The 23,917-nt window shown below is 69.8% G+C and carries 12 protein-coding genes; 4 read left to right on the forward strand and 8 right to left on the reverse strand.

Annotated features, from left to right (window positions below; genetic code table 11):
* Positions 1-34: 34 nt before the first annotated feature.
* Positions 35-673: a hypothetical protein gene (locus ABZ420_RS19905; protein WP_357124582.1), complete on the forward strand. Its 639-nt coding sequence runs from the start codon at positions 35-37 to the stop codon at positions 671-673.
* A gap of 29 nt (positions 674-702) precedes the next feature.
* Here the strand turns inward: ABZ420_RS19905 and ABZ420_RS19910 are convergent, their stop codons facing one another.
* From ABZ420_RS19910 to ABZ420_RS19940, 7 genes are all read right to left on the reverse strand, one after another.
* Positions 703-4,191 (reverse strand): amino acid adenylation domain-containing protein, encoded by a 3,489-nt coding sequence (locus tag ABZ420_RS19910; protein WP_357124641.1) that lies wholly within the window; start codon positions 4,189-4,191, stop codon positions 703-705.
* Positions 4,192-4,303: 112 nt separating this feature from the next.
* A complete protein-coding gene (locus ABZ420_RS19915; RefSeq protein ID WP_357124585.1) occupies positions 4,304-5,377 on the reverse strand; it encodes an MAB_1171c family putative transporter in 1,074 nt (357 codons plus the stop codon).
* A gap of 84 nt (positions 5,378-5,461) precedes the next feature.
* Positions 5,462-10,498: an amino acid adenylation domain-containing protein gene (locus ABZ420_RS19920; protein WP_357124587.1), complete on the reverse strand. Its 5,037-nt coding sequence runs from the start codon at positions 10,496-10,498 to the stop codon at positions 5,462-5,464.
* A gap of 53 nt (positions 10,499-10,551) precedes the next feature.
* Positions 10,552-15,099, reverse strand: coding sequence for an amino acid adenylation domain-containing protein (locus ABZ420_RS19925; protein ID WP_357124590.1), 4,548 nt, complete (start codon positions 15,097-15,099; stop codon positions 10,552-10,554).
* A gap of 35 nt (positions 15,100-15,134) precedes the next feature.
* Positions 15,135-18,179 carry a nocobactin polyketide synthase NbtC gene (gene nbtC / locus ABZ420_RS19930; protein ID WP_357124593.1) on the reverse strand — a complete coding sequence of 1,015 codons (3,045 nt, stop codon included), beginning with the start codon at positions 18,177-18,179 and terminating at the stop codon, positions 15,135-15,137.
* Positions 18,172-19,500: a polyketide synthase gene (locus ABZ420_RS19935; protein ID WP_357124596.1), complete on the reverse strand. Its 1,329-nt coding sequence runs from the start codon at positions 19,498-19,500 to the stop codon at positions 18,172-18,174. Before ABZ420_RS19935 ends, nbtC begins: the two co-directional genes overlap by 8 nt.
* 7 nt (positions 19,501-19,507) lie before the next feature.
* Complete coding sequence (locus ABZ420_RS19940) at positions 19,508-20,281, reverse strand: alpha/beta fold hydrolase (RefSeq protein WP_357124599.1); 774 nt, start codon at positions 20,279-20,281, stop codon at positions 19,508-19,510.
* 184 nt (positions 20,282-20,465) lie between these two features.
* On the opposite strand from ABZ420_RS19940, the gene ABZ420_RS19945 reads away from it, so the two are divergent.
* Positions 20,466-21,128 carry a GNAT family N-acetyltransferase gene (locus ABZ420_RS19945; protein ID WP_357124602.1) on the forward strand — a complete coding sequence of 221 codons (663 nt, stop codon included), beginning with the start codon at positions 20,466-20,468 and terminating at the stop codon, positions 21,126-21,128.
* Between the two features lie 32 nt (positions 21,129-21,160).
* On the opposite strand, the gene ABZ420_RS19950 is transcribed toward ABZ420_RS19945, so the two are convergent.
* The gene (locus tag ABZ420_RS19950; RefSeq protein ID WP_357124605.1) at positions 21,161-22,447 is read right to left on the reverse strand and encodes a SidA/IucD/PvdA family monooxygenase; all 1,287 of its coding nucleotides are present in this window, start codon (positions 22,445-22,447) and stop codon (positions 21,161-21,163) included.
* A gap of 172 nt (positions 22,448-22,619) precedes the next feature.
* On the opposite strand from ABZ420_RS19950, the gene ABZ420_RS19955 reads away from it, so the two are divergent.
* Complete coding sequence (locus ABZ420_RS19955) at positions 22,620-23,090, forward strand: hypothetical protein (RefSeq protein ID WP_357124608.1); 471 nt, start codon at positions 22,620-22,622, stop codon at positions 23,088-23,090.
* Positions 23,091-23,195: 105 nt separating this feature from the next.
* Positions 23,196-23,903 (forward strand): siderophore-interacting protein, encoded by a 708-nt coding sequence (locus tag ABZ420_RS19960; protein ID WP_357124611.1) that lies wholly within the window; start codon positions 23,196-23,198, stop codon positions 23,901-23,903.
* Positions 23,904-23,917: the final 14 nt, after the last annotated feature.

Genomic DNA, 23,917 nt, shown 5'->3' on the forward strand with positions numbered 1-23,917 from the left:
CAGCTCGATCCCACAAGCAGCGGAGGTTCGGCCCTTGCCCGCCGCCACATATGCACAGCAGACCAGATTCGCGTTCCGGCACGGCGTCACCTGCCTGACCGATACGGCGGGCTCGGTGCTGACCGATCCGCCGCACCAGGAGAAGCTGACCGGCCTGACCGCCGGTCAGCTCCAAGCGCTGGAAACACTGAACCGCGGACCGGCCACCCTGGCGGAGATGGCCACGGGCGGTGACGGTGTCGCCGGACTGATGGGCAGGCTCGCCGACGACGGCTGGCTGTGGATCACGGTGCGGGACGGCGGACGCGACCTCTACACCATCCGCCCGTTCACGCGGTCCGCGCCGCGACCGAGCACACCGCTCCCCTGGTCGGCGACGCTGTCGAAATTCGCCGTGCTGCATCGCGACTCGGAAGGCTTCGTGCTCGAGCACCCGCGGGCGTGGTGCGATCTGCGCATCCACGACCCGCGCTTGCTGGCGTTGCTCGACGGGCTCGGCGCGGCCGACGCCGACGTGCCGATCGCCGTCAAAACACAGTTCGCCGACGACCTGCACTGGTGCGGATTCCTGGTCGCGGACGCCTACACGGAGGACGACGAGTTCCCACAAGCGGAAGGCGCCTGCCCGTTCTGTGGTTCCATCGCCGCGGCACGCTCGGCGAGCAGGCCGTAAGCCGGGAGCATTCCGCAGCCGGGCCCTCGTTACGTCTGGGCGCGGATCTCCTCGTCCGTCATCGATGCCACCTCGAGGTAGAGCCGGGCGACCGCGGGCAGCCTGCCGTCCTGGCCTTCGCGTTCCTGTAGCCGCTCGGCGAACCGCGCGACGGTACGGGTGGCGAAGAGGTCGGCGACCAGGGCGTGGTCGGCTTGCAACCATTCGCGTACCCGGGCGATGACTGTGGTGGCGAGCACGGAATCGCCGCCGCGGCCGAAGAAGTCGTCGTGCACGCCGATCGCCTCGATCCCCAGGACGGTCGCGACGATATCGGCCAACGCGGCCTCCACGTCGTCGCGCGGGGCGGTGGCCTGATCCTCCTCCGCCTCCGGTTCGAGGAGGCGGACCACGGCGCGGCGGTCCAATTTGCCGTTCGCGGTCAACGGCATCCGCGCCAGGAATTCGACGCGAGCGGGGACCATGTAGCCGGGCAGCAGATCCGAGACCGCCGCGGTGATGTCGCCGATCTCGGCCACGTCACCCGCGACGGCGGCGACCAGCTTGGGCGCGCCAGCACCGACGACCGCCGCGACGGCGTGCCGCACGCCGGGCACCGTGCGCAGCGCGCTCTCCACCTCGCCCAGCTCCACCCGGTACCCGCGGATCTGGACCTGATGGTCGGCGCGACCGAGGAATTCGATCGTGCCGTCGGGCCAGTACCTGGCCAGATCACCGGTCCGGTACCAGCGGATACCGTCGTGCTCGACGAAACGCTCCGCGGTCCGCTCCGGGTCGTTGCGGTAGCCCGCGGCGACGCAGACACCGCCGACCCACAGTTCGCCGGGCACCCAGTCGGGGCAGTCCCGGCCCGCGGGACCGACGACGCGGCACCTGACATTGCGCAAGGGAACGCCGAACGGCACGGTGGCCCAGTGCGCCGGCGGTTCGCCCTTCACCTCGCAGATGGTGGTGTGGATGGAGGTCTCGGTCGCGCCGCCGAGACCGGCGAAACGGCAACCCGGCACCTGGACCGAGAGCCTGCGGGCCAGATCCGCGCCGACCCAGTCCCCGCCGAGGATGACCGCGCGCAGCGAATCGCCCAGCTGGTCACCGCCGATCTCCAGGATCATGTCCAGCATGCTCGGCACACAGTTGAGGATCGATACCCGGTGCGTGCGTAGCAGCTCCACCCACGTGGCCGGACCGGCGCGTTGCTCCGGATCGACGGTCACGACCGATCCGCCCGTCGCGAACAGGCCGAAGATGTCGTAGACGGAGAGGTCGAACTCCAGGGCGGACAGTCCGAGCGCGCGACCTGTGCTGCCGACTTGGAACCATTCGTTCAACGCGTCGATGGTGTTCATCGCGCCGCGATGCGGGATTTCGACGCCCTTCGGGACGCCGGTCGATCCGGATGTGAAGAGCACGTAGGCGATCTCGCCGGTATCCGGGTAGACGGGCGCGGCCAGCGGCCGCGGGTAGTCGCGGGCCGCATCGATGGACAGACACGCGATCGGCGCCCCCAGGTCCGCGCCCTCGATCGTCAGCGCCGCAGCGATACCGCCGGTGCGCAGGATCTCCGCGCGTCGCCCGACCGGTTGATCGGATCCGATCGGGACGTAGGTCGCCCCCGCGGCGAGCACACCGAGCACAGCAAGGACCTGGTCCGGCCCCTTCGGCAGCTGAACCGCGACCGCGTCGCCGGGCCGCACGCCCTCGGCGCGCAAGGCGCCCGCCACGGCCAGCGCCCGGGCGGCCAATTCCCCGTAGTTCCACACCCCTTGCTCGTCGCCGAGCCCCCACAGCACCGCGGGTGCACCGGGATTCGCCGCCGCGTGCTCGAAGAAGCCCTGATGCAGGCAACGCGCACTGACCGGGCCGTCGGTGGCGTTGACCGCGGCGCGGACCTCGGCTTGGGCGACCGGCAGCCGCACGGCGGCCTCCGCGTTCCACCCCGCCGCGCCTTCCCCGAGCCGCCCGATGGCCGCGCAGTACCAGGCGAACATGGCGTCGATCAGGCCGTCGGGAAAGGCCGACGCGCGCACGTCCCAGTTCAGCAGCAGCCCGCCGCGGACCTCGGTGACCTGCGCGTCGAGCAGCACCTGCGGTCCCTGCGAAATGATCCACACCGGCTCGCCGAAGGTTTCGGTGACCTTGTCGGCGAACAGTTCGCCCAGATTCAGAGCACTGGTGTAGACGACCGGGGCCAGCACCGGCTCGCCGCGCTGCCTACCCAGATCGCGCAACACTTCGAGCCCGGAATAGGCGGTGTGCGCGCCGCTTTCGTGCATCCCCCGCTGTAGCGCGCGGGCGCGGTCGGTGACCGACATGCTCTCGGTGACGTCGACCTCGAGCATGATCGAGGAGGTGAAATCGCCGATCACGCGGTCGATGTCGGGGTGCACCGGATCCCGGTGGAACAGCGGCACATTCAGCAGGAAGCGACTCTGCGCCGACCAACCGCCGATGGTCTCGGCGAAGACCGCCGCCAATGCCATCGCCGGCGTGATGCCACGCTCGTGCGCGGCGGCGAGCAACCGCTGCTTGGCTTCCGGCGGCAGCCAGTGGTCGTATCGCACGGTGCGGTTCGGGTCGGTGCGCTCGCTGACCGGAACGGTGGGAAGCTCCGGTGCGCCCGGCAATTCCGGCAGCCGCTCCTGCCACCACTGCCGGTCGCGGTCGCGAGCGGCGACGTCCTCTTGGTGCTCGGTGCGGTGGCGACGGTAGGTATAGCCGGGGGCAGGCACGGCCGCCCCGTGGTACAGCTCGGCCAGATCGGAGATCAGCACGCGATAGCTCATGGCGTCGCCCGCGAGCATGTCGACATCCAGGTGCAGCCTGCTGTGGTCCGGGTCGCGCAGGGTGAGCGTGACGTCGATGGCCTGGCCGTCTTCGATGGTGAGGCGCTGATGGGTCTTGCGCTCGCGCAACTCGGTCAAGGCGGCCTCGGTCTCCTCGGGGGACCGATCGCGCAGGTCGACGACGCCGAACACCGGTTTGCCCGGGGCGGTCATGGTCTGCTGGGTGCCATCCGGCAGAAATCTGGTGCGCAGCATCGGATGTGCGGCGACGAGCTCGGCCACCGCGCGCTCGAGTCGCGCGGGATCGATGCGGCCGCCGTCGAATTCGACGTACAGGTGCGCGGCGACTCCGCCGAGTTCTTGCTCGTCGGAGCGGCCGATCCAGTACGCGTGCTGCATGGTGGCCAGCGGGAACGGAGCCGACTCGTCGTCGGTGGCCGCGATCGGTGCCACCGTCTCGATCGGCACCGTCTCGATCGGCACCGGCTCTGCCGATCGCCCGGCGGCGTCGTTCGCGCCCAGCAGACCGTGCCACGAAGCCACCGTGGGACTGGCGGCCAGCTGAGCGAAGTTGATGTCGGCGCCACGCTTGCGCCAGCCGCCCGCGAGTTTCATCGTGCGGATCGAGTCGAGCCCGAGTTGGATGAGGTCGTCGTGATCGGCGATGTCCGCGGCGGTGAGCCCCAGCTGACCGGCCACCGCGGCCCGGATCTCCTCCAGGCCGATGTCCACCATTCCTTCTGCCCGACGCTGTGTCGACTCCATCGCGCTGCCACTCCTTGTCTGCCGCCGGATCGGCGGACCGAGACTGCTGCGGCATAGCTTAGCCGAGCCTAAATAGGTTTGCCTAACCTACATCGGCGCGCGCTTTCGGCCATTCCCGAGCCAATTCGAGCAACTGACGCAGACCATGGGCACGATCGCGGCTACCGGATGGCAGCGCGGCGAACGGGGCCGCCTGCGCGACCGGTCGGAGCCCGGCGGCTCTGGACCGGACGGCATGGGCGATCCGACGGGCATGATCACCCGCACCGGGACCGGAGGCGGCCTCGCGTTCCGGCGCCGGGGACGGCATGTAGGGCTTCAAATGCAGGAGGGCGTCCTGGATCTCCACCGTCATCCGATAGAGCCGTGACGCCGCGCCGCTGTCCTCTTGGCTCAAGACGACTTCCGGAACGGCGGCGGTCAGGTCACACCACAGGGGATGCAGGCGGCGACAACGCCGGCCTGCCCGATCCAGCCCCGCTCGCACCAACACGGCGGTGAACAGTGGTATCGCCGTGAGTGTCGCGACGACCAGCAGGCAGAAGAACGACGAGACCGCCAAGACATTCCCGGGATGACTCGGCGGCACACCACCCATCGCGCGGACGACAGTGAGGAGTGCCGCCACCGCCCAATACACCGCGAGGAAAAGCAGAATCGAATAAGTCAGCTTCTCCTTCAGCGAACGTGCGGCGGTCCGCAACTCCCGGACACTTGCCTGCGCCACCAGATACCCGCTGGCGGCCATGGGCAGCTCGGACAGCGTCCATACGATCTCGTCCAATCCGACGTGCAGCACGTCCCGGGCGGCAGGCGAAATCACCAGCGTCACCGCCGAAGCGACGGCGGCGACGGCGTTGTAGATCCGCTGCCGTCGCAACGTCACCTCGGGCCGCGCGCCCGCGACCAGTTGCGCGAGCACCAGCACGACGGCGGTGGTCACCAATCCGCAGCACAGGAACAGCCGCTGGCCGAGTACGGGGAATCCCGCCGCGCTGACGGTGACATAGAGCGCGAGGCCACCGACATTCCACGCCCACGCCCGGTTGATCATGCGATCGGTGATGGTGTCCGCGACGAGGAACCATCGCCCGGCCGCGATAGCGGCGACAACCAGGATGACCGGGAACAGGAACCACGCAGGCACGGAATCCATCGCCGTAGACCTTAATCGCCGCGGCGCGCCGCGGACCAATCGTGAGCCGGTCGCGGTCCGCCGACCACGACCGGCTCTCACGGATCATCGTTGCGCGGACCATGATTCGCGCAGCATGGCCAACGCGTCACCGGACAGCCCCGAGGCCGACATCGGCTCGTACCGATGTTCCTCGGGTGCCGGCGCCGCCTGCGCGGCCTGATCGGTGGCCGCGTCCACCGCCGCCGCCAGTTCGTGGAGGGTGAAGTACTCGAAGATCATCTGCGGGGTCAGCGCCAGGCCCGCCTCGCCCGCTCGCGCCGCCCACTGGATCGCGATAACGCTGTCGCCGCCGAGCGCGAAGAATCCGTCGGTGCGGCCCACGTCGGTGATCTCGAGCAATTCCTCCAGGAGTGCGGCCAGCGTGCGCTCGGTCTCGGTCTGCGGCGGGCCTGGTTCGGCCTCGCCGACCGCGACCTCCGTGGTCGAGTAGCGCACCACGGTGCGCGCGGTGTCCCAGCCCTCCGGCGCGAGGTTCGATTCCCGCACCGCGCTATCGGGTTTCGTGGCGAACGCGGACAAGATCCGCACCAGCGTGTCGACGAAGACCTCGCCGGAGGCCGGGTCGTAGAGCTCGGAGTTCACCACGACCCGCACCAGCAGTTCGCCGCCGGGTTGCACCAGGAAGTCCAGGTGGAAGTCCATGAACGCGGCGTCGTACTGCGGCGTGAGCGGAGTCAGCGTCGCCTCCCCGCGCGCGGCGAAATCGACCGTCGGCGCGGTGTGCCCGAACTGCATGATCACCTGGAACAGCGGGTTGCGGCCGAGTACCCGGGGCGGGTTGAGCGTCTCGACGATTCGCTCGAAGGGCACGTCCTGATGGCCGAGGGCGCTGAGCGCGGACTCGCGCACCCGCTCGAGCACGGTGCGCAGCGTCGGTTCGCCCGAAAGGTCGTTGCGCAACACCATCATGTCGGCGAACAGCCCGATCAGCCGGTCCACCGATCGCCCGGGCCGGTTGGCGACCGTCGCGCCGATCGGCACGTCGTCACCACCGCCGAGCGTGTGCACCAGCACCGCGGCCGCCGCCTGGCACAGCATGAATTCCGTCGCGCCGGACGTCTCGGCCAGCGATCGCAATGCCTGCCACGTCTCGGCGGGAACGATGCGGGTCGCGCTCACGCCGGCGTGGCCGAGCCGCGCGGGCCGCGGGCGATCGTGCGCGACCGCGATCTCCACCGGCAGCCCCGCCAGGGCGCCCCGCCAATAGTCGAGCTGTCTACGGCCGTATTCGCTCAGATCGTCGCGGCCGGGTGCGTGGTCGAAGGTGTCGCGCTGCCACACCGCGAAATCGGCGAATTGCAGCGTCAGTTCCGGCCAGGACGGAGCGGCGCCGCCGACCCGCGCCCGGTAGGCGACGGTGAGGTCCTCGATGAACACTCGGCACGATTCCCGGTCGGTGACCATGTGATGCGCCAGCACCGACAGCACATGGGTTCGCTCGTCCAGAACGAACAGGCGCAATCGGACCAGCGACTCCGCCGCCAGATCGAAGACGTGGCTCGCCTCGGCTTCCAGAGCTTCCTCCAGCCGGGCAGCCACCGTGTCCGGATCACCGTCGAGCACAGTGCGCGGCAGCTCGACCGGGCCGGCCGGGGCCACCCGCTGATACGGCGTCCCCTCATGTTCCGGGAAGCTCGTGCGCAGCGACTCGTGGCGGCCCATGACGTCGGCGAGGGCGTCGGAGAGCGCGTCGATGTCGAGTGCACCGTCGAAACGGATGGCGAACCGGAAGTTCTCCCAGCCGAACGGACCCTCCAGCTTGCGGCGCAGCCACAACGCACGCTGCGAGTACGACAGCGGAACCCGCTCGGGGCGTGCCTGTTTCGTCGGCATCGCGGCGTCGTCGCCAGCCGTGCGTCCGGTGGGGGTGACCTCGTCGAGATTCTCGCCGAACTGATCGTGATACCGGGCGACCAGATGCGCGGCCAGGCCCGCGACCGTCGGGGTGTCGAACGGCGCGCGCACGTCTATGTCGACCCCGAAGGTGTCGCGCACCAGCGCGACCAGCCGGGCCGCGAGCAGGGAGTGGCCGCCGAGTTCGAAGAACGAGTCGTCGGCGCCCACCCGCTCGGCGTCGAACAGCTCGCCGTACAGGGCGGCGAGCCGGATTTCGGTGGGCGACTCGGGCTCACGGTAGCTGTGGGTCTTCGCCAGCACGGGCTCCGGCAGCGCGCGGCGATCGAGCTTGCCGTGCGCGCTCAGCGGCACCTCGTCGATCACCGCGAACGCCGCCGGGACCATGTGCTCGGGCAGCGTCGCCGCGACCGTCGCGCGCACCTGCTGCAGATCGATCTCGGCTCCCGGCGCGGGTACCAGGTACGCGGCCAGGATGGGGCCGAGCCGCTCGTGGTCGGTGACGATCGCGACGCACTGCGCGACGCCGGGGTGGTCGGCGACCGCCGCCTCCACCTCCCCGAGCTCGATCCGGAACCCGCGCACCTTCACCTGTTCGTCGGCGCGCCCGACGAATTCGATCTCGCCGTCGGCGGTGCGCCGGGCGAGGTCACCGGTGCGGTACAGCCTGCCGCCGGGCAGGAAGGGATCGGCGACGAACCGCTCCGCGGTCAGGGCGGGCCGGTCCAGATAGCCACGGGCGAGCTGACGGCCGCCGAGGTAGATCTCCCCGAGCACGCCCGGCGGCACCAGCCGCAACGAGTCGTCGAGCAGGTAGACGTAGACGTTGCGGTTCGGGAATCCGATCGGCACGATCCTGGTGCCCTGCGGCCCGTCGACCGGCATGGAGGTCGAGCACACGACGGCTTCGGTGGGTCCGTAGTGGTTGCGCAGATCGGCGTCGAATTGCGCGGCGAAGCGGTCGGCGATCTCGCCGGGCAGCGCCTCACCGCCGACCGGCACGTGCCGCAACGCCCGCCAGTCGTTCGCCTCCGGCAGCATGAGGAAGGTCGCCAGCAGCGACGGCACCATGTGCAGCACGGTGATCCCGTGCCGGGCGATCAGCTCGGCGACATAGGGAATGTCGCGGTATGCGTTGGGTTTCGGGACCACGATGCTCGCGCCCGCGATCAGCGGCAGGAAGATGTCGGCCAGCGACGCGTCGAAGCTCACCGAGGTCGCCTGCAGGACCCGCTCCGGGACGCTCGCGTCCCAGTCGGCCGCGAAATTCACCAGGTGGTCGGCGATCGCGTCGTGCGGGACGGGCACGCCCTTGGGCTGCCCGGTGGAGCCCGAGGTGTAGATGACGTAGGCGATGTTCGACGGGCGCAGCGGTGCCGTGCGGTCGGCGTCGGTCGGTTCCGTGTCCGGCAGCGCCGCCGCCTCGGTCATCGCCGCGGCGATCGCGTCGGCGTCGAACGACAGCGTCGGCCGGGCGTCGGACAGCAGATATTCGATGCGATCCAGAGGATAGGCCGGATCGATCGGCAGGTACGCGGCGCCCGACTCGAGCACCGCGAGGCTCGCGACGATGAACTCGATGGAGTTCGCCATGCGTAGCGCGACGAGCTGCTCGGGTCCGGCACCGCGCCGAATCAGCCAGTGCGCCAGCCGGTTCGCCCGCCGTTTCAACTCGGCGTAGGTGAGTTCGGCGTCGTCGGATACCACCGCCACGCGATCCGGGGTCGCCGCCACCTGCCGCCGCACCAGGTCGACCAAGGTGGTCGCCGGTGCGTCGACGAGCGGACCGTGCGACGCCGCGATGATCTCGGCGCGGTCGGCGGCGCCGAGGATGTCGATCGCGCGGACCGGTTGCCCCGGATCGCCCACCGCGCCGGCGAGCAATACCAGGTAGTGCCGCAGCAATTGATCCACCACCGACCGGTCCAGCTCGTCGACGAGATAGGTGGCTTCCACGCGCGCGCCCGCGTCGTCGAGGACGACCATCAGGCCGAGGGGCTCCTGCGCGACCGCGCTTCCCCACGGCAGCTCGGTGGATCCGACATCGGCGAGATCGAAGCCGTTCGCCCCGCCGCGCACACTGAAGCTCAGCTGCACCAACTGGGCCAGGCCGTCGCTGCCCGCGATGCGGTCCGAGCTCACCTCGCGGACGACCCGTTCGACGCCGACGCCTTGGTGCGCGAACGCGTCGCGGGCGGCGTCCCTCGTCGCGTCGACCAGCCCGGCGAACGTCTGCGCCGGATCGATGCGGGCCCGCAACAGCAGCGTGTTGCCGAAATAGCCGATCAGTGCCTCGGCGTCGCGGCCTCGGCGGTCGGTCACCGGCACCGCGACGAGGAAGTCCGTCGCCGCCGTGTACCGATTGACCAGCGCCTGGAAGGCGGACAGCAGCACCATGAACGGGGTCGCCGAACGTTCGCGCGCGACCTCGGTGACCCGGTCGAGCAGTTCGGGCGGCAACGGCAGCACGCACTTGTCGGCATTGCGCGTGGCCGCGGTCGCGGCGAGCGCCCCGGGCAACTCGAGTCGTTCCGGCAGCGGAGTCAGCCGGGCGCGCCAGTACGCCAGGTCGGCGTCGTCGTCGGCGGACCGCTCGGCGAGCGACACGTCGACGTACTGCGACCGGATCTCCGCCGGCGCGTCACCGCGGTAGGCGGCGTTGAGCTCGGCGAAGAAGACCGACCAGGAATCGTCGTCCCAGCCGATGTGGTGGATCGTGAGCACCAGCACGTGTTCGGCCGGACCGGTGCGCGCCAGCGTCACCCGTAGCGGAGACTCCGAGGTGAGGTCGAACGGACGCGTGAATTCCCGCCTCGCCAGGACTTCGAGCCGCCTGCCTCGCCCTTCCTCGGACAGGTCGCTGAGATCGTGCTGCTGCCAGGCGATTCCCAGATCGGTGTGCGCGATCTGATACGGGTCGCCGTCCGCGCCCGCGTGGTAGGTGGTGCGCAGGATCTCGTGCCGCGCGACGACGGTGTCGAAAGCGGCGCGCAGTCGCGCGCTGTCCAGTGGACCGTCGAGACGGTAGCCGACACAGACGTTGAGCGTCGTGTCCTCCGGCGCGACCGTCTGCAGGAACCACATCCGCTGCTGCGCGGACGAGAGCGGAGCCGGTTCGCCGGGGCGCCTGCCGCGCTCGGGTGTCGCCTGGGCGGGCGCGAGTTGCTGTTCACGCAGTCGCTGCTGGAGCAGCCGCTTGCGCCGCTCGAGGATCTCGTCTGACATGGGGGTCCTTCAGGCTGGGAATTCTAATGGGCTGAGTGGCTCGGAGATCGCGGTCAGTCGGCGCCGACGGTCACCACGGAGACGGCGCGCTCGAGCGCCGCGACGGCGTCGTGCCACAGCTCGGCGAGCCGGGCCACCTCGGCGGCGGTGAACACCGCCTCGCTCCAGCGGAGCATGGTGACCAGCTGCGGCCCGTCGGCGGTGGTCCGCACCGCCGAGACGACATCGAGCGCGTAGCGAAGCGGGAAGTCGGGCTCCGCGACGAGCGGAAGACACTCGTGCAGCGCCAGATCCGGGATCGGCGCCCATGGCCGCCCCGCGCCGGCCATGTCGAACCGGCCCAGGTAGTCGAAGAGCACCTGCGGCTGCGGCGCGCCGGCCAGCTCGGGCGCTCGGTCGAGGTAGCGCAGCACGCCGAAGTCCACACCGCCGTTGGGCAGTTCGGCCAGGTGCTCAGCGATGTGCTCGAGCAGTGCGGCGGCACGAACCGGATCCGCGAGAGCCGTCGCCACATCCACGCTCTCGGCGCCCGCGCCGAGCCGGGCGGGCACGATGCTGGTGAACCAGCCCACCGAGTGCGCGCTGTCGACGTCGGCGCCGAGCACCTCGTCCTCCCGGCCGTGGCCTTCCAGCGCGACATACGCGCCCGCGGCGGGGTCCTGACCGCGTTCCGCGCGCCAGCTCGCCAGCGTCATCGTCAATGCGGCCAGCAGGAATTCGCGCACCCCGGCCGCGCCACCGCCGAGGCTGTCCAAGATCGCCGCGCTCGTCTCGGCCGAGGTCGGCACCGGGTGGACCCGGTAGGAAGCCCAGGTGTCGGACGTCGGGTCGGGCAACCGGGCGCCGAGCACCGGATCCGGTGCGGCGACCTGGCGCGTCCAGTAGTCGCGCTGAGCCGAAACCGCCTCGGAGCCAACCCGTTCGCGCAATAACCGGGCCCACTGCCGGTAGCCGGTGTGCTCGACGGCCGGGGTCGGCGTGCGTCCCGCGGCGACCTCCGCCCAGGCCGCTTCCAGGTCGGCGGAGATGATGTACCAGGAGACCGGGTCGACGGCCAGGTGGTGGATGGTGAGCAGCAGCACGTCAGGGGCGCCGGATCTGACGAACCACACGGCGCGCACCAGATCGCCGGTGAACGGATCGATCTCGTCGGCGACCGCATGGCCGCGAGCCGCCAGCGTCGCGTGGAAGTCCGCGCCTTCGTCGGCCCGGGACAGGATGTCCTGCGCGCGTACGCTGCCCGGAGCGCGGGTATGGAGTTCGTAGCCCTCCGAGGTGGTGACGAAACGGGCCCGCAGCATGTCGTGGCCGTCCAGCAACGCCTGCAACACGGCGGTCAGCCCGTCCTGATCGATGCCGTCGGGCAGCTCGAGCAGGTTGCTCAGGGCGAGCCTGCGGTAGCCCCCGTACTCGTGCATCCAGGACACGATCGGCGTCGGACCGACCGGGCCGTAGCCCTCGGAGGTCGACGCCCGTTCGCGGCCTGCTTCCGCGTCGATCCGCGCGGCGAGCTCCCGGATCGTCGAGGCGCTCAGGACCGTCTTCGGGCTGATCGAAAGGCCGTCGCGCCGTAGTCGATTCACCAGGGAGATCGCCACGATGCTGTCCAGGCCGATGCCGACCAGGTCGTCATCGATACCGGGGACGGGACCGCCGGACAGCTCGGCCACCGCGGCGCACAGCCTGCGTTCGGTGCCGGTGCGCGCGGGGGCCGCCCCCGCTCCCGCACCGGCGGCCCGATCCTCGGCGAGCACCGCGAGCCGCTGAGCGTCGAGCTTTCCGTTGCTGGTCACCGGCAGCTGCTCGACGACCAGAATCCGGTTCGGCACCATGTAACCGGGCAGCCGCTCGGTCAGCGCGGCGCGCAACTCCACCGCGTCGAGACCGTCACCCACGGCGAACGCGGCCAGGCCGGGACCACCCGCTCGGCGCACCACGACCACCGCGGCGGCCCGCACACCCGGCAGCGCGAGCAAGGCCGTCTCGATATCGCCGATCTCGATCCGGTAGCCGCGGATCTTCACCTGGTCGTCCACCCGGCCGACGTAGGCCAGATCGCCGGAGGGCAAGCGGCGCACCAGATCACCGGTGCGATACATCCGTTCGCCCACGCGGTGCGGATCGGCGACGAACCGGCCCGCGGTGATTCCCGGCATGCCGACATAACCGCGCGCGACCTGGGCGCCGGCGAGATACAGCTCGCCCACGACGCCCACCGGCGCCTGTCGCAGCCGCGAATCCAGGACATAACCGGTCATCCCGGTGACCGGCGCCCCGATGGCCGGTTCGGCGTCGCCGTCGACCACGGCGGCCACCACCGCCTCCACCGTCGTCTCGGTGGGGCCGTAGCAGTTGTGCACGGCGGTATCGGGCAGCGCGCACAACTGCTTCCACAGCGGCACGCCGATGGCCTCGCCGCCGAGCGCGAGCACGGACAGCGGCGTGGCGCCCGCGTCGACCAGCCCGGCCGCGGCGAGCTGGGTGAACATCGAGGGGGTCGTATCGATCATGTCCAGTCCATGCCGGATGATGCCGTCGACCAGACGTCGCGCGTCGCGCATCTCCTCGGCGTCGAACAGGTGGATGGCGTGTCCGTCGAGCAGTCCGATCAGCGGCTGCCAGGAGGCGTCGAAACTGAGCGACCAGGCGTGCGCGATCCGCAGCGGCCGCCCGAGCCGCGCCACGGCGGGCCGGTAGACCCGGTCGCGGTGGTCGGCGAAATACGCGGCCAGCGCGGAGTGGGTGCCCACGACGCCTTTGGGTTCCCCGGTGGAACCGGAGGTGAAGATCAGGTAGGCGGACTGGTCCGGGCGGCGGCCGGGCGCGGGCGCGAACGCGAACGCGGGCAGATTCTCGGAGAGCTGGTCCATCAACAGTATCTGCGGGCTGTCCCCGATCTCGTGGAGCGCGGGCAGGCCCCAGGCGTCGGCCAGGATCAGTCGCGGACGGGATCGGCGCACGATCGATTCGATGCGGGTGGCGGGCAGCGTGATGTCGACGGGCACATAGGCCGCGCCGGTGGCGAGCACGGCGAGGATCGCCACGATCGACCGAGCCGACCGCGGCAAGGCCAGGGCGACGACATCTTCCGGACCGGCGCCGTAGGCGGCGATGACACCCGCCAAACCCAATGCGGCATCGAATAACTCGCGGTAGGTGTACCGATCGTGCTCGGTGCTGAGCGCGAGCGCGTCCGGCGTGGCGGCCACCTGGCGCGCGAACAGCTCCCATATGGTCGCGCCACGCACGTCTTCGGCGACGGCGGCCGGTGGCCGCGCGCTCTCGCCCGGTAGCAGCACGTCCAGAGCGTTGGGCCCGCGCTCGCCGATCTCGGGTAACTGCCGCAGCACCGAGATCAACCGCGCCGCGACGTCGGGACCGGACAGGGTGCGCAACGCCGCCCGCACCGCCTCGACCGTCACCACCAACTGCCCCTCGTACAGGAACGAGGTCACCGCGAGCGGGTAGTGCGTCAGGCTCTCCGACGTGATCGGCCGGAACCGAACGCCGCCGGCCGCCTCGATGGGGCGCAGCACATCGGACATGGGCGCGTTCTCGTACACGAACAGCGTGTCGAACAGCGTGCCGGAACCCACCGACCGCTGAATCGCGGACAGGCTGACGTAGGCGAGATCACGCATCGGAGCAGCCTCGCGTTGCAGCCGCGCGCAGTCGCGCACCACAGTGCCCGCGCCGATAGCCACGCGGACGGGGACGGTGTTGATGAACAACCCGATCATGGTCTCGACACCGGACAGCTCGTCCGGCCGTCCCGAGACGGTGGTGCCGAAGACCACGTCGCTCCGGTCGGTCAGCCTGCCGAGCACGACCGACCACGCGTACTGCACGACGGTGTTCATCGTCAGCGCGTTCGCCCGCGCCCATGCCGTCAACCGGCTGGTGTCGGCCGCGTCCAGCGTCAGCGTGTCGATCGTGGGCACGATGGTGTTGACCGTGGAATCGCCGCGGTCGGCGATGATCAGCGGATCGAGATCACCGAGGTATTCCCGCCAGGCGCGCAGCGCGGTTTCGTTGTCGCGGGCGGACAGCCAGCCGATGTAGTCCCGGTAGGGCCGGGGTGCGGGCAGCGCGTCCGCCGCGCCGCCCGCCTGGTACAGGGCGAACAGCTCCCGGAAGAACACGCCGAGCGACCAGCCGTCCAGCAGGATGTGGTGCGCGGTCAGGACCAGACGCCGGGTGTCATCCGGCAACCGCAGCAGCAGCACGCGCAGCAGCGGGCCGCGGGCCAGGTCGAACGGCGCCCGTGTTTCGGCGGCGATGACGGCGTCGAGGTCGTCGGCCGGGTCGATCGCGCGTTCGGCCCACGGCAGCTCCGCGGCGACAGGCACGATCTGCACCGGCCGGGGAAGATCGCGATCCCAGAACGACGCGCGCAGGTTCGCGTGCCGCCGCAGAATCGTCTCGACGCTGCGGCGCAACAGCGCCACATCGACGGGTCCGGCGATCTCGTAGACGAATTGCAGTGCGTACAGATCGCCTTCGCCGGCCAGCCTGGCCAGTGAGAACAAGCCCTCCTGCAACGGGCTCAGCGCGAGCACGTCCTCGATCTCCGGCATGGGCGCCTGCGTGTTCTCGGACATGAAGCGGCCTCCTGAGCCTGTGTTCTCGGCCACCATCAGCCTCGGTTCTCGGACATGAGCAGCACGACGTCGTCCAGGGACGCGCCGCCCAGGATCGCCGCGACCGGCAGTTCGCGGTGCAGCGTCGTCTTCAACCGGGCGCGCAGATCGACCGCCTGCAACGAGTCGACCCCGAGCGCGACCAGCGGGACCGAGCCGTCGATGTGGTCGGGACCGTCGAGGAGCATCACTTGCCCGAGTTCGCGCCGGATGACCTCCGCGAGATCGTCTGTCACGTCCGCTTCCGGCTCAGCCGCGGACGGCGGCTGCGTGGACGGCGTGGCCACGGGCGCCGAAGGCTCGGGAGCCGGGAGGGCGGGTGCGAAAACCGTTGTCAGGCCGACGAGTTCGGCCGTCTCACGCAACCGCTCCCAGTCCGCGGACAGCACAATCCCGTTGCCGGTGCGATCGGCGAAACCCGCCGCGATCGCGGGCGCGGCGGGCATCGGCCGCAAACCCGCGCCGAGGATTCGCGCCTCCACGGCGGCGTGTTCCGCACCGGGCAACCCCCATAGTCCCCATTGCACCGACACGCAATCGCCGCCCTGCGCCCGCAGCCGAACGGCGAGGCTGTCCAGCATGCGATTCGTGGCCGCGTACAACGCCTGTTCGCGGCCACCGAGCGTGGCCACGAACGAGGAGCACAACAGGACGGTGCAGTCGGCGGCCGATGGCACCGTGCGCAGCACCCCGGCGAGTCCGAGCACCTTCGCCGCGGCTGCCTCGGCGACGGCGGCCGATTCGAACCGGGACCACGCGTACTGGACCGCGGCGTGCACGACCACGCTCACCGGACGATCGGCGAAACGCCGCGCCAGGTCGGCCACCGCGGCCGCTTCGGTGATATCGCAGGCCACCACGTCGATCTCGGTCCGGCCGAGTTCGCGTATCGCCCGCAGCCGCTCGGTGAGCGCGCTCGTCTCGCCGGTGCGGTTCACCAGGGTGATCCGGCACGCGCCGTCGCGGACGAACTGCGCGCAGAACTCGAGGCCGACGTGTCCGGTCCCACCGAGAATCAAGACCTCGCGCAGATCCGGAGGCGTCGAGGCACCGCCCGGCTCGGCGCGGACGAGACGCTTCGCGTGCAACTTCCCGTTCCGCAGCGCGAGTTCGGGCTCGCCTTGCACATGGATGGCTTCGAAGATCTTGTCGGCCACCGTGGCCGGATTCAGCGTCGCGGCGTCCGGCGGCAGGTCGAGGTGCCGGAACGCGATGCCGAGATGGTCCAGGCCCACGCTGCGATACGCGGCGCTCGCCGCCGAGTGGGCGAGCGACGGGTCGTCTTCCGGCGTCGCGGCCTCCGCACCGATTGTCACCAGCCAGCATTCGGTGACGCCCGGAGCGATCGTGGTCAACTGTTCGGTAATGCGAGCGAACTCGGCGAGTTCCGTGACAGCGCCTTCTTCGTCCGCGGCCACAGTCGGCGCGAGCAGCAGCATCATGGTATCGGCGGGGGTCTCGGTGCCGGAGATGGCGGCGCCGTGGCGCGGGGCCCGCGCGTGCATCGCCGCCGCGAGTTCGTCGGCGCGAGGGTCGTGATCGGCGAGCAGCACGGTCCGCGGTGCGGCCAGCGCGAACCGGGACAACTTGGTCCACTCCTCGCGCAACCGCACGGGCGGCACGGCGACCGGGACCGGCGCTTCGGCCCCCGATTGGTACGGCGCCCACAGCCTCTTCCGATTCATCACCGTGGCGGGGAAGTCACGCAACGGCAGCGTCGGGCGCTGCTGCGATCCGGTGCGCAGTGCCTGCCAGTCGTAGTGCAGGTCGTGCACCGCGACCTCGGCCAGATTCCGGGTGAACTCACCGAGCCCGTTCGCGGTGCGCAGTGACGTCCCGGCGATGCGGAACTCACGGGCGACCCGCCCCGGCTCCGGCGCGACGTGGGCCAGATTCTCCCGCAGCGCCGGCTGCAACGTCGGATGCTCGGCGATCTCGACGAAGGTGTCCACGTTCTCGGCCGCCGCCACGATCGCGCGATCGAAGCGGACCCGGTTGCGCAGGTTCCAGTACCAGTAGTCGTGATGCGTCGATTCGGCGGTGATCGCCGCCCCCAGCGTGCCTCCGTAGCAGGCGATCTCGCCGATCTCGAAGGTCTTGCTGCTCAGTTTCTCCAGCCCGGACTGAAATTCACCGCGCAACCGCGTCATCGCGGAGGTGTGCGACGGGAAGGACATCTGAATCTGCCTCGCGAACAGCCCTTTGGCGGTCGCGGTCGCCACGAGTTCCGCGATGGCGGCCTCGTGGCCCGAGACGCCGATCAGACGAGGCGAGTTGACGATGGAGACCTCCGCCCACCCCGAATTCCGGGCCAGCAGCTCCTCACATTCCTCCCGGTCTGCGCCGAGCACTGCCACCGCGTACCCGTCCGACAGGTCCCGCTCCAGCAGTTCGGCCCGGTGCGTGACGATCGACACCGCATCGCGCAACGTCAGCGCCCCGGCGACCACGCAGGCGGCGAGTTCACCCTGGCTGTGCCCGATGGTCGCGGCGGGACGCACGCCCGCCGCCCGCCACATGGCGGCCAAGCCGATCAGGTGGAACATCCTGGCGGGCTGCACTTCCCAGAGCGTTTCGCCGTACTCCTCGTCGGCCGCGAGCAGATAGCGCACCGGCCGCGCATGGCCGTATCGCTCCTCGTGCACCGCCGCGCACTCGTCCACGGCGGCCCGGTACGCAGGCGAGAAGTCGTAGTACGGCTTGCCCATGCCGGGGCGCTGGCTGCCTTGGCCGGGGAAGACGAATCCGACGCGGCGTGCCGCGACGGCGCCGTCGGAGGTCACCACCGCCGGATGCGCGGCGTTCGCCGCGACCGACCGCAACGCGTCGAGCAACTCCTCGCGCGTCGTGACCATGGCCAACGCGCGAAACCTGCGGGCGATCCTGGTGCGGAACAGATGGCTCGCCAGTCGATCGGGGTCCACCCGCGGGTGGGTTTCGGAGTAGGCCAGGATCGCGGCGGCCTCGGCACGCAGCCCGGCGGCGCTGTCCGAGGAGAGCAGGACCGGGGTGGTGCCGTCCGGTAGCCGATACTCAGGCATCACTGTCCTCCTCCAGAACGGGCATCCCGACGATCGCGTGCGCGTTGGTCCCCGCCACCCCGAATGCCGACACCGCTCCGTAGCGGACGCCATCGATCGGCTCCCACGGTGCGTATTTCGTCGCCAGCCGCAGGCTCGTGGTCTCCCAGTCGACCGCGTCGGTCGGGTTCTCCGCCCACAGACTCGGCACGACGTGACCGTTCGCGCCGCACAGCAGCATCTTGATCAGGCCGAGCAGGCCCGCCGCCGCCTGCGTGTGACCGATGTTCGACTTGACCGATCCCAGCAGTGCGCCCCGCGCACGCTCGGGCGCGCCGTACATCCGCATGAGCGCGGTCAGTTCGATGGGGTCGCCCACCGACGTGCCGGTGCCGTGCCCCTCGACGAGACCGATCTGTTCCGGTGCGACGCGGGCCGCGGTGAGCGCCGCGCGGATCAGCCGTTCCTGCGCGTCGGCGCTGGGCACGGCCAGCGGGGCGCCCTTGCCGTTGTGATTGACCCGGGAGCCGAGCAGTCGCGCGTAGATCCGATGACCGAGCCGCCGTGCCCGCGATTCCGTCTCCAGCACAACCGCTCCCGCGCCCTCGCCCCACAGAGTCCCCGTGGTGCCCGCGGAGTACGCGCGGCAGTGGCCGTCGGTCGACAGCGCGTTGTTCTTCGCGAACTCCACGAACATGCCGGGTGAACCCATCACGCACACGCCACCCGCCAGGGCCCAGTCGCATTCGCCCGCCCGGATCGCCGCCGCCGCCTGATGCAGGGCGGTCAAACCGGCCGCGCAGGAGGTGTCCACACTGATCGAAGGCCCGATCAGCCCCAGACTGTGCGAGATCCGGCCGGCCACCGCGCCGAGCGTGGTGCCGGTCATCCGATAGCCGCTGTGCTCGCTGACGCTCGCCATCCGCGGCCCGTACTCCAACGGCGTGACGCCCATCCAGCACCCCGCCTCGGCGCCGTCGACGGCGCCGGGATTCAATCCGGCGTCCTCGACCGCCCGCCACGCGACGCGCAGTCCCACGCGTTGCTGCGGATCCATCGCGACGGCTTCCCGCGGCGTGATCCCGAAGAACGCCGCGTCGAATTCCGTTGCTTCGGAAAGAAACCCGCCCGCATCGCGAACGTCGGTCCAGCCGTCGTTGCGGCCGAGGGTGAGCAGCTGTTCGATCGGCCATTCCCGGTCGCGCGGCAGCGGCCCGATGAGTTCTTTCGAGTCGGTGAGCGCCGACCAGAATTCCTGTGGACTGTTTATTCCGCCGGGGGCCTCGACCCCGATTCCGACGATGACGATATGGTCTTCATCCCCCGAAGCCGATCCTGACATGCTGAACCTAACTGGAAAGAGCGGACTGTCCGGCGTCGGCGGCTGCGGCGGAAAGCAATTCCGCGATGCCGTCGATGTGGTCGTACAAATAGAAGTGCCCGCCGTCGAAGAGCGTGACCGAGCCGCCCCGAGCGCTGTGCGCGAGCCATGGGCGCAGTTCGGCGACGGTGACGAAGTCGTCGTCGGCGCCGCCGATGACCTCGATTCGCGCACCGACCCGGACCTCCGGTTCGCACACGTAGGCATCGAAGGCGCGATAGTCGGCCCGCAGCGCGGGCAGTGTCATCCGCATGATGTCGCGATCGGCCAAAACATCCGCGCCGGTGCCGTTCAGGGCCGCGAGCCGGTCGAGCAGCGCCTCCTCCTCGGTCGGCAGCGGTTCGCTGTCGGCGACCAAGGCGGGCGCCACCGCGCTGGACGCGCCGAGCAGCGCCACCGGCACCCCGGCGGCCTCGGCCTGACGGACGAACTCGAAGGCCACCATCGCGCCGACGCTGTGCCCGAATACCGTGATCGGAATACCGCGGTGATACGGGGATTCGAGGAATTCCGCGAGCGCACCGGCCGCGAGTTCGGAAAGACTGGCGGGCATCGGTTCGGCGGCCCGATCCTGACGTCCCGGATATTGCACGAGGACGACGTCGAAATCCGCACTGAGCCTCTTGGACATGGTGCGGTAGGTCGAGGCTCCACTGCCTGCGTGCGGGAACAGCACCAGGGGCGGCAGCGTTTCCACGGCGGGCTTGTGGAACTTCCGAATCCACCCGGGTTTTCTCGACATCCAACAGCTCCTACACATAACGCGGTATCAGCGAAAAGACACCGCGGACAAATGGATTCGGCCGCGGCGCGCTGCCCCGCGCCGTCCTCCGGGAACGACAGGGCCTCGCCGACCACGAGAGGTTAGCATAGGGTAACCTTACATTCATCCAGCAGGGCCACTACCGAACGGAGCTCGACGACCGATGAACCCCACTGAAACGCCCTATGTCATCGCGCGCGAGCTGACCGACATCTCCGACGAACTGCGGGCCGTGCCCGCTCCGCCACTGCCCGCCCTGCCCGCTCCGTTCGACATCCGGACGGTCGACGCGGACGGCGCCGACGCCGAGCTGCTCACCGAGTGGATGAACCGGCCGCATCTGATCGAGTCGTGGGAGCAGCCGTGGCCCGTCGAACTGCGCAGGCAGAATCTGCGCGCGCAGCTGGCCGGAACCTATTCCCGCCCATGCATCGTCGGCTACGACTTCGCCGCCGCGGGCAGGCCGGAACTGGGCCGTCGCGACATCGCCTACCTGGAGTTGTATCGCCCGGCCAAGGACGAGATCGCCAGGATCTACCACGCCGACCCCTATGACGTGGCCTTCCACCTGGCCACCGCCGACCCGGAGGCGATCGGGCGAGGCATCATGTTCGCCTTCGTCAGCGGCCTGCTGGCCGGGATCTTCGCGGAATCGAACTGCCGTCGCATCCTGGTCGAACCCGATCACCGCAATGTCGCGGTGCGGCGCATGACCGAGCGGTTCGGCGTTCCCGATCTCGGCGAGTTCGACATCCGTCCGGACCGCCGCATCAAGCTCTACTATCTGCCGCGCACCCCGGCGGACATCCCGACCGTGCGGCAGTGAGGCGCGGTGCGCGGCGTCGATAGCGTGGGCACTCATCCGAGCGCTCGCGCGGCGGCGCCCGTGAGGTGCGCACCGGACCGCCTGGTGACCGGTTGCAACACCCGATCGGAAAGTTCGCCCAGGCAACTGAGATTCGGGAACCCGGGCCCCTGCGCGACCGCCGCCAGGTTGGGCAGGTAGAGCTTGGTCTCCATCCCCGACACGGCGAGGTCGTAGCCGATCGATACCTCGATCCGCTCCTGGGTGGGTCTGCCGCCGACCGCCAGCTCCAGCAGGTCCGCCGCGTCCTGATCGAACAGGTTCAGGAACCACAGCGGCTGGCCGCCGGTGGCATCGATGACCAGGTCGAAAGTATGCGATTGATCCGGACGCCGCTCGTTGCGCAGCGTCAGCGCCACCCCGTCCCCCTGCTCGGCGACGCGAACCGCACGGCCCTGCAGGTGATGCACCCGGCTGTCGCCGAGCAGGCTCTCCTGCACCCGCACCGAGAAGACGCCGCGGTCGGTCCTGCGGATGACGTCGCGCCGTTCCTGGACGGTCAATGCCGCCCACTTGACCGGATCGCTGAACAGCGAGTTCTCGAAATAGCTTTCGCCACGGGTGTAGATCGTCGCCATCGGCGAGATCACCGAGATCGACAGCATGCCGTGACGCACCAGCTCGTCCAACGCCGATCCCGCCGTCTCGCCGCCACCGATCACCGCGACCCGGGAGGCGACGGGCAGGCTGCGCCGCCCGGCCAGATCCCAGAATTGCGCGATGCTCAACACTCGCGGATGGTCGGCGAGTGCCTTGGTGCTGACGCCGGGACCGGTGATCATCAGCCCGGTCGCGTCCAGCCGGATCGTGCCGTCGCCGGGATCCGTCGCGGTGACGAGCCAGCCGTCGGCGGCGGCGCCGATGGAACGCACCGTGCCGGAGACGAGTTCGAGATCGATCCGGCGCGCCACCCACTGGAGATACTTCGCCCAGACGTGATGGGCCGGATTCGGACGACCTCGATCGATCCATTCCGCGTAGGTGCCCTGTTCGATCAGGAACGACGTCCAGCTGTAAGCCATCATGGCCGCGTTGATCTCCTGGTTGCGCCCGCGCGCCCAGGTCGAGTGATACGGGAAGCCCACGTCCTTCTCCGGGCTCGTGCCCAGCCGGTGCCTGCCGTCGGTCCAGCCGCCGCTCGGCAGCCAGTTCCCGCCCACCGCGTGCGCCTCGACGACGACGACCCGCGGCGCCGGCAAGCCGAGTTCGCGCATCACGTGCGCTTTCGCGGCCACCGCAAGGGCTTTCGGGCCAGCTCCGATCACCAGAAGCGTTTCCACCGGTTCTCCACTCTCTCCGACGTCCCGCGGCTTCCCGCTGGGTGCACGGGTTCACTCCCGCGCCGACAACCAGAACCCGTCCGGATTATGTTTGCATAGGCTTACCTTATATTGCACACTCGTACCCGACCAGAGCGGTGACACTCACACCCGCGAACGATTGGATGAACAAATGACCAGGACTTCGAACAAGGCCCTTACCCGGCTCGCCGCAACGACGCTCGCGCTCGCGGCCGCGCTCGCCGGCACAGTGGCTACCGTCGCGCCCGCGGTGGCGGCGCCCATGGTCGCGCCCCTGCACGCTCAGGCCCCAGGCGCGGGTGAGCTCACCGCCAAACTGCGCGTGGCGATCAACACCGGCGCCTCGCGCAGCGCGCGGGCGGCGGAGCTGGAATCGGGCGACGCGGGCGTCGCGACGATGGACAAGATCGCGGGCCTGCTCGCGGCCGCTCCGCCGAGCCTGCGCTACAGCGTGGTCAACCCGTCCACCTCCGGCGACCGGGTCGATGCGCAATTGCTCGTCACCACCGAGGGTTACCCGGACTTCACCTACGACGTCTCGTGGAAGCAGATCGACGGCTACTGGAAGCTGACCCGCCAGGCGGAGTGCAGCCTCGCCTCGGCGCTCGCGCTGTCCTGCTGATCCCGAACCCTCGCACCCCCGGGCAGTGCCCGGGGGTGCGACCCTCGGCGGCGCTACGGAAAGCACCACGCGACATTCAACTTTCGTTAGGCTAACCTTAGTGTCATGGGCAAAGGCTTCAACGGTCTGTTAGTCAAGGCGTGGGGTGGGAACGACTACCGGCTCACCGTCACGTCGACCGAACACGTCACCGACAAGTACGTGCGACTCGGCTTCACCGCAGGCGGGCTACTCGCCGATCACCCGGTTCACCCCACCCAGTGGGTTCGGTGCTGGTTCCCCGACGGCGAGAGCGGCAAGCTGCAACAGCGCGGCTACACCCTGGTCGACCAGGACCCGGACGGTGACCGCTGCGCGATCGAGTTCGCGCTGCACGATGGGCTCGCCGCCCGCTGGGCGCAGAACGCCTCGGTCGGTGACGAACTCGACGTGTCGGTGCTCGGCTCGAATTTCCAACTGCCGGAATCCACCCCCGGCGAATACCTCATCTTCGGCGACACCGCCTCGCTGCCCGCGATCAACTCGCTGCTGGACGCCATCGGCGACACCCCGGCGCGGGTCTGGCTGGAGTGGCAGCACGAATCCGACATCACCATCCCGCTGCGCAACAAACCGCACCACCAGGTGACGTGGTTGCAGCGCATCGATGACGGCCGATTGCTGCGCGAAGCGGCCCAGGAACTCACCTGCCCGGCCGACGCGTTCGCCTGGGTCGCCTGCGACGGTCACACCACCCGCTCGATCGTGAAGAGCTTCAAGACGACGCACAATCTGCCCAAGACAGCGATCAAATTCCAGGCCTACTGGAAGTAGGGTCTTTCTTCACC

Origin of the sequence: Nocardia sp. NPDC005745, from assembly GCF_040630775.1 — a bacterium.
GTDB lineage: Bacteria > Actinomycetota > Actinomycetes > Mycobacteriales > Mycobacteriaceae > Nocardia.

What these genes read in the sequence shown, in the direction of transcription:
- ABZ420_RS19920 (WP_357124587.1), bottom strand. Translation starts at nt 10,498, where the DNA reads ATGTCAGACGAGATCCTCGAGCGGCGCAAGCGGCTGCTCCAGCAGCGA.
- nbtC (WP_357124593.1), bottom strand. Translation starts at nt 18,179, where the DNA reads ATGCCTGAGTATCGGCTACCGGACGGCACCACCCCGGTCCTGCTCTCC.
- ABZ420_RS19960 (WP_357124611.1), top strand. Translation starts at nt 23,196, where the DNA reads ATGGGCAAAGGCTTCAACGGTCTGTTAGTCAAGGCGTGGGGTGGGAAC.
- ABZ420_RS19925 (WP_357124590.1), bottom strand. Translation starts at nt 15,099, where the DNA reads ATGTCCGAGAACACGCAGGCGCCCATGCCGGAGATCGAGGACGTGCTC.
- ABZ420_RS19940 (WP_357124599.1), bottom strand. Translation starts at nt 20,281, where the DNA reads ATGTCGAGAAAACCCGGGTGGATTCGGAAGTTCCACAAGCCCGCCGTG.
- ABZ420_RS19955 (WP_357124608.1), top strand. Translation starts at nt 22,620, where the DNA reads ATGACCAGGACTTCGAACAAGGCCCTTACCCGGCTCGCCGCAACGACG.
- ABZ420_RS19915 (WP_357124585.1), bottom strand. Translation starts at nt 5,377, where the DNA reads ATGGATTCCGTGCCTGCGTGGTTCCTGTTCCCGGTCATCCTGGTTGTC.
- ABZ420_RS19935 (WP_357124596.1), bottom strand. Translation starts at nt 19,500, where the DNA reads ATGTCAGGATCGGCTTCGGGGGATGAAGACCATATCGTCATCGTCGGA.
- ABZ420_RS19910 (WP_357124641.1), bottom strand. Translation starts at nt 4,191, where the DNA reads ATGGTGGACATCGGCCTGGAGGAGATCCGGGCCGCGGTGGCCGGTCAG.
- ABZ420_RS19945 (WP_357124602.1), top strand. Translation starts at nt 20,466, where the DNA reads ATGAACCCCACTGAAACGCCCTATGTCATCGCGCGCGAGCTGACCGAC.